Source organism: Shewanella sp. SP1S1-7 (genome assembly GCF_031932105.1).
In the GTDB taxonomy this organism is placed as follows: domain Bacteria; phylum Pseudomonadota; class Gammaproteobacteria; order Enterobacterales; family Shewanellaceae; genus Shewanella; species Shewanella baltica.
Map to the genome: position 1 here is coordinate 21,042 of NZ_JAUOEU010000043.1, position 6,951 is coordinate 27,992.

Annotated in this window: 5 protein-coding genes; 4 read left to right on the forward strand and 1 reads right to left on the reverse strand. The window is 46.8% G+C overall.

Annotated elements, in window-relative coordinates:
* The first annotated feature begins 96 nt into the window (after nucleotides 1–96).
* The 4 genes from Q4Q49_RS20855 to Q4Q49_RS20870 all read left to right on the forward strand — a co-directional run bounded on the left by Q4Q49_RS20855 (nucleotide 97) and on the right by Q4Q49_RS20870 (nucleotide 6,121).
* Nucleotides 97–1,272 (forward strand): DUF2157 domain-containing protein, encoded by a 1,176-nt coding sequence (locus tag Q4Q49_RS20855; RefSeq protein ID WP_312000344.1) that lies wholly within the window; start codon nucleotides 97–99, stop codon nucleotides 1,270–1,272.
* Nucleotides 1,259–2,458, forward strand: coding sequence for a DUF4401 domain-containing protein (locus Q4Q49_RS20860; RefSeq protein WP_312000345.1), 1,200 nt, complete (start codon nucleotides 1,259–1,261; stop codon nucleotides 2,456–2,458). Before Q4Q49_RS20855 ends, Q4Q49_RS20860 begins: the two co-directional genes overlap by 14 nt.
* Nucleotides 2,458–2,973, forward strand: coding sequence for a GDYXXLXY domain-containing protein (locus tag Q4Q49_RS20865; RefSeq protein ID WP_312000346.1), 516 nt, complete (start codon nucleotides 2,458–2,460; stop codon nucleotides 2,971–2,973). The genes Q4Q49_RS20860 and Q4Q49_RS20865 overlap by 1 nt, the downstream gene beginning before the upstream one ends.
* 313 nt (nucleotides 2,974–3,286) lie before the next feature.
* Nucleotides 3,287–6,121 carry an ExeM/NucH family extracellular endonuclease gene (locus tag Q4Q49_RS20870; protein WP_312000347.1) on the forward strand — a complete coding sequence of 945 codons (2,835 nt, stop codon included), beginning with the start codon at nucleotides 3,287–3,289 and terminating at the stop codon, nucleotides 6,119–6,121.
* Nucleotides 6,122–6,379: 258 nt separating this feature from the next.
* On the opposite strand, the gene Q4Q49_RS20875 is transcribed toward Q4Q49_RS20870, so the two are convergent.
* A complete protein-coding gene (locus Q4Q49_RS20875) occupies nucleotides 6,380–6,535 on the reverse strand; it encodes a hypothetical protein (RefSeq protein WP_181811389.1) in 156 nt (51 codons plus the stop codon).
* Nucleotides 6,536–6,951: the final 416 nt, after the last annotated feature.

A 6,951-nucleotide genomic window follows, 5' to 3' on the forward strand; every position in this document is an offset into this window, starting at 1 on the left:
GTATACACAATTTAATTTACTCAACGCTGTCGATGTTGTGCGAATTTTGAATAGGTCATAGTAAGCTAGCGCAAACAGGATGAGGGAGAACTCACATTGAGCCAGATAAAATCTCAAGTGTGTGGCTGGGTTGAACAGGGACATATCACGCAAGAGCAAGCGAATACGCTTTATCGGCAGGTCACAGAGTTGCCTGATGCGTCGAGCTGGCGTGGCTTAATCGCTAACTTATTACTCTGGTTTGGCGCCTTGAGCTTTGCCTCTGGGGTAATTTTTTTCTTTGCCTACAATTGGCAATCCCTCGGGCGTTTTGCCAAATTTGGGCTTATTGAAGTGGCGATAGTGCTCGCCATCGGCGCATTTGCTTGGCTCTATTATCGTGCTAATTCCCTTTCAGCTGCTTCCCATTTCCATAGTCATAGTAACCAAAGCAACGACAGTAGATTTGGTGGGACGACAGCCAATGGTGTTTTATTGGCCGCGAGCGTATTGGTGGGCGGCTTATTAGCACTGGTTGGGCAAACCTATCAAACGGGCGCCGATCCTTGGCAGTTATTCGCCCTGTGGGCGTTAGTGATTTTGCCTTTCGCTTGGGTGGCGGGATTCGATGGTTTATGGCTGCTGCTGGTGGGACTTATTAACCTAAGCATAGGGATATTTTTAGATTCCTTTTCCCATTTATGGGGAGCCTTCTTGGATGAACAAGGCCAACTGCTGATCTTTATCTGTTTGAATTTAGCTATCTATTACGCTTTTGTTTTTCTAGACCGCAACGTCGTGGGGCGCTGGCATGCGCCAATTCTCGAATATGCGTGTTCACTGTTTGCGATGGGCTGTTTTACTTGGTTAATCACTTGGTTGATTTTCGACGATCTTTTTAAGTCTGATGGCGCGAGTACTTGGATCATTTGTGGTTATTTTGCCCATCTGATATTTGGATTCGTTATCTTTCGCTATCGCTTACCGCGCATATATCCCTTGGCCTTGGGCGGTTTTAGCTTGATTGCCGTGGGCGCTGCGTTACTGATACGGTTGATGTTTGAGGACAATGATCCCATAGGCGGGTTTCTGTTTATTGGGCTTTACATCATTTTGGCGAGCACAGGCTTGAGTATTTGGTTAAAGGCACTCAGTCGCAAGCTTAAACCACAGTCAGAATCTATGCCTGAATCAGAGCCTGAATCTATGCCTGAATCTATGTCTGAATTAGAGCCTGAGCCCGTAGCGAGAGCGACCCAAGGGAAAGTGGGAGACATTCATGAGCAACAATAATGGCTTACCGGATGGCGACATGGTGACCAATTCTTTAACGAGTTCGGTAGCGACTGCTTTAAAGTCTCCTTCAAAAGAGAATGCCGCTTCAATTGATGCATCGGGTGAATCCAGTCTGATAACACTGTGGCAATCCTTGTATGCCGAGGGCAAAGTCAGTACGCCCCAAATGCCAGAAAACCAGGATATTCCTTGGTATATTGCCGCTATGCAGGCCTTCGCCGCTTGGATAGCCGCTTTGTTTCTATTGGGTTTTATGATGGCGGCATTTGGCGCCATTTTTGAGCGGGTAGGTGAGGGCGTCGCCTTATTTATCGGCTTAACTTATTTAGCCGTGGGCATTGGGTTGTATTTTTTGCCGCGGCAACAGATCTTCATTGAGCAATTTGCTTTTGCCGCCTGTTTGAGTGGTTTAATCAGTGTGGCTTGGGGATTCTATGATTTAATCGACAATGATTTTAGCCTCAACTGGTATCTGTGTATGGCGGGTATTCTCTTGCTGTTGTGGGGGTTAATTGTCCATGGATTAGCCCAGTTTGTGTTCGCGTTTGGCTTAAGTTGGTGCGTGATTGGCCTCATGGCTAAATTCGAATGGCTCAATGTCTGCCCAAGTCTGTTTGCCTTAATCATTAGCTTAGTGTTGTTCAATATCAATCGGTTCGGACGTCATTACCGCCGCGCGCGCATGCTTATCTACGGCTTTGCACTGGCATTAATTACATTGCAACTGATGCATGCCTTTAGCATGGACAGTATTTTTGAAGCCTTATTCAGTCCTTGGCAACAAAGTCTGTGGTTCACGCTAAGCCATCTGTCGATTATTTTTGTCATTTGCGGATTATTGTTGGTCAGCGTTTTTCGCGAACACAAACAATCACTTAGCTCAATGGCGGCGATAGGCTGTTTTCTCGGTTTAATGGTTATTAGCGGTTTATCTTTACCCATGCAGGGATTATCGACGGCTATCCTATTGATCTTGCTTGGCCATTATTGCAATGAGCCTTGGCTAAAAGGCATGGGAATTGTGTCGGCGCTGTTGTTTGTCAGTGGATATTATTATTCATTAGAAACAACACTACTGCTGAAATCTGCTTATTTGATGGGTTTAGGCGCGCTGTTGCTGGTGGCAAGGATGCTGATGTGGCGGTTATTTCCTGCCAATGAAAATGCCAAGGAGACTATGTGATGGGAAATGTGATGGGAAAACTGGCGGCTTCACATAAATGGGCGCTGGGCATAGTACTTTTTACGACCGTTGCGATTCTTGCTGGCGTGAATTGGCGCATTTTCAAATTCGAACAACTGCTTAATCACGGCCAAGTCGTGCGCTTTGCATTAGCGCCAGTCGATCCGCGCTCGTTAATGCAGGGGGATTACATGGCGCTGGAATATGCCATTGCCCGCGATGTGCGCAGCGCCTTAGCGCCGCAACAAATGCAGGGTCAGTTGTTGCTGGCACTAGATGAGCAAAAAGTGGCGCGTTTTATGGATTTTTATATCGACCAAGCGCTGGGTAAAGATCAACTGCGGGTGCAATTTCGTGTTCGTGGTAATCAAATCAAGCTCGCATCGAACAGCTTTTTCTTTGAAGAAGGGCAAGCCGATCATTTCAGTGCGGCTAAATACGGCGAGTTTAGGGTGAACGCCCAAGGTGAGTTACTGCTGGTCAGTTTACTTGATGAAAAACTTGAGCCCTTATAGCCCTGCGTCAGGGCTTTTATCCATTGGCTCTGCTTATGTTGTTAAGAGCGATTTATCCCCATCACATTGATTATTTCTGGCCGCATTGTTAATGGGCGGCCAGCATTCCCCGTACTGCTTTCTTCCTAGCTCTGATCGCTAAATCGCACCAATAATATCAATCTTAAGTTGCAACTTTGGCGCAACCAATTTGTAACCTTAATCCTCTATAGTATTGTCAGTGTTCGAGGTGACATCATCTTGAAGCATCTAAGCACATCAATTAAAACGCAATTCAATACAAAATATTAAAACAATACATTTAGGGGTCTCAATGTTTAACACTAAAACTGTGCTGGCGTTAGCCATCAGCAGCGTTTGTGGGCTTGCCCATGGCGCGGATAATGTGATCATTTCAGAATACGTCGAAGGCAGCAGCAACAATAAAGCTATCGAACTGTATAACCCAACTGCGGGCGTTATTGATTTAAGCCAATACCAATTGCGTTTCTATTTCAATGGCAGCACCAACGTCGGTACGACCATAGCGCTCACTGGGTCATTAGCGGCGGGGGCGACGTATGTGGTTGCCGATAACGACGCGTCTGCCGATATTCTTGCGGTTACCAATCAACAGAGTAACGCCAGCTTCTTTAACGGCGACGATGCGATTGAACTGACTTATCAAAATCAAGTGATTGATAGTTTAGGTCAAGTTGGTGTCGATCCCGGTGCCGAGTGGGGCAGTGGTGATTTATCCACTCAAGACAACACCCTGCGCCGTAATCCTGATCAGCTGATTGCCGATCCCATCAGTGACGATGCTGTCAGCTTTAGCACTTGGTTAGGTTTTGCGAAGGATGATATTTCTGATCTCGGTAAATTCAGCGCGGGCACGCCAACCGATCCCGTCGACCCTCCACCGAGTTCTTTAGTGTGCGGCGAAGAAGCCACAGCAATTCATGCGCTTCAAGGCGCGGGCGCTGCCAGTCCTCTTAATGGTCAAACCTTAGTGGTTGAAGCGGTTGTCGTCAGTAATCAAGAAGCCGGTCTTAAGGGCATTTTTGTACAAATGGCTGATAACGAAGCCGATAGCGATCCACAAACCTCGGAAGGGGTGTTTGTGTATACCGGCACTGCGCCTACTGCGTATGTGGCGGGCGATCGTATTCGTTTAAAAGCCAAAGTCACTGAATATCAAGGCTTAACTGAACTAACGACTGTATCAGATCATAAGTTGTGTGCCACTGCACAAGCATTGCCAACAGCGGCTGTGGTGACCTTACCGGTTAACAGCAGTGATGATTTTGAGCCATTTGAGGGCATGCGTGTTCGTTTCAGCCAAGATTTAGTGGTGAACGAAGTCTACAACCTCGGCCGTTATGGCGAGATTTTATTAGGCAGTCAGCGCCACTTTATTGGTACGCAAGTGGCTGCACCGGGCGCGGATGCGCTGGCAGTGAGCGCAGCCAACCAACGTGACAGTATTTTATTGGATGACGGTTTAACGGCGCAGAATCCCGATCCTGTGCAATTCCCCGCTCCAGGTCTGAGCGCATCAAACACTGTGCGTGTAGGCGATAAAGCCACATCGCTTACGGGTGTAATGCACTATGGCTTTAATTTGTATCGCATTATGCCAATCGAGACGGTGAACTTTGTGGCGGAAAACCCACGTCCAATCGCACCCACATTGGTTGAGGGCGGTAATCTAAAAGTCGCTAGCTTTAACGTACTTAACTACTTCAATGGTGATGGTCAAGGTGCAGGTTTCCCAACTGCGCGTGGTGCCAATACGTTGAGCGAATTTGAGCGTCAAAAGGCGAAGATTGTCAGCGCCATGGTGGGCATTAGTGCCGACGTATTTGGTTTGATGGAAATCGAGAACGATGGCTTTGGCGCTAACTCAGCCATTGCTGATTTAGTCGCAGGTTTGAATGCCGCTGTGGGTGAAGTGCGTTACGCTTATATCGCGCCAACAGGCATGAATGCGATTGGCACCGATGCCATCACAGTTGGCTTGATTTATCGTAGTGATAAAGTCACACCGCAGGGCGCTGCACGCATTCTATCCAGCGCCAATTCGCCATTAGATAGCGATCAAAAGCCCTTGTTTGACGACAGCAAAAACCGTCCAATGCTGACCCAAGCCTTTAGCGTGAACGGCAGTGAAGAAGGCGTGGTCGTTGCGGTTAATCACCTTAAATCTAAGGGCAGTGAATGTGCGGGCGATCCTGATCTCAATGATGGTCAAGGCAACTGCAATATCACTCGTACCCGTGCGGCGACGGCTGCAGGTCAATGGATCAGCGAGCAATATCCAGATCAAGGCGTGTTGTTGATTGGTGATTTGAACGCCTATGCGAAGGAAGATCCATTAACGGCGTTAGGTAACGCGGGCTTTAGTGAGCTGTTTGCCAAACTTGAAAAGCCGAACCCTTATTCCTATGTGTTCTCGGCAGAATCGGGTCAGTTGGATCATGCTTTAGCAAACGCTGCCTTGTTAGATAAAGTGGTGGATGTGACTGAATGGCATATCAATACCGACGAACCGCGCGTATTGGATTACAACGAAGAGTTTAAGACCCCCGCTCAAATCCAAGACTTATTCGCTACTGATGCGTATCGCTCATCGGATCACGATCCTGTTGTGATTTCACTCTTGCTCGAAGCGGAAAAAGTCGCGCCAGTAGCCAGTTTCACCCAAGTGGTGAATGGTGCTGCGGTGCAGCTGACATCCACTTCAACCGACAGCGATGGACAAGTCGTGTCTGCCGAGTGGAGCTTTGGTGATAATACAGTGGCAGTGGGTGAGGTAGTGACTCACAGTTACAGCCAAAGCGGTGAGTATCTGGTCACGCTAACTGTGACTGATAACGACGGCCTAACCCATAGCACGTCACAAACTGTGTATGTGGTTGTTGGAGAGGTAAAACAACCGCCTGTTGCGCAAATTCAGCGTATCAATTTATTGTTCGTCGATATGTTTATCTCGACTAGCTACGATACCGATGGCGTGATCAAGCAACATAAGTGGACATTCGACAATGGCACCCGCGCTAACGGTCAATTGGTATTACGCCTTGCCCGCCGTGGACAACACACAGTTGAACTGACCGTTAAAGATAACGACAAGTTAACGGATACCACTACGCTGACCTATCGTTAAGTCAGTCTTTATATTCCGTTGACTTTAAGTGACGCCAAGCCCGCATCCGCGGGCTTTTCTTTTTGCACCAAAGCAAGATAACTTTATCGTCAGTTGTTGCTACACATCAATTCTCATTGTTTCCCCAGTGACTCGCAGTCTCTTTATTTAACAAGAAGCATCCCTCAGGGCTCTAATAAAATATCCATGTTTTAGAAGGTCACTGGTGGAACAATGCCAATCCTCACTAACCCTATCGCTGTTCGATTAGCTGAAAAGCTAATGCCCAAAGCAAGATAACTTTGTCGTCAGTTGTGCTGTATTCATTGTCATTGTTTCCCCTGTGACTCGCCATAAACTCGTCCCTGAGGGCTCGACGACGGCATCCATGCCGCCAACGGTCACAGTTGCAACAATGCCAATCTTAACTAACACTTCTGCTGTTCGTTTAGCTAAAAAGATATTGCCCCAAAGCTTGCTAGCATTTATTTAGTGAATCGAAAACTGACGAATGAATTGCCCTACAAAATCTCATCCATTTACCTAATGTTTGGCCCTACCGTAAAGCGACTAACAATGTATGGGTATACAGTCGTATTTAAATTTAGATGCTTTTGAGTGTTTTTACACTCATTAGTTTGCGCGTTTATCCAGACTAAAATTTATAAAACCCTTTAAAATCATCTGCATAAACTTTCCCAAAATTAGTTAATAGGTTTGGAAAACGCGCATGCGCGTTTTTCCGGATGGTGTATTAGATAAAAAGCTGATAAGTTCTTTGCAATACAAACAGTTAATGATGCGCGTTTTTACTGGTCTAATGAGGTAAACGCGCATGCGCACTAATAAAA

What these genes read in the sequence shown, in the direction of transcription:
- Q4Q49_RS20870 (WP_312000347.1), top strand. Translation starts at nt 3,287, where the DNA reads ATGTTTAACACTAAAACTGTGCTGGCGTTAGCCATCAGCAGCGTTTGT.
- Q4Q49_RS20865 (WP_312000346.1), top strand. Translation starts at nt 2,458, where the DNA reads ATGGGAAATGTGATGGGAAAACTGGCGGCTTCACATAAATGGGCGCTG.
- Q4Q49_RS20860 (WP_312000345.1), top strand. Translation starts at nt 1,259, where the DNA reads ATGAGCAACAATAATGGCTTACCGGATGGCGACATGGTGACCAATTCT.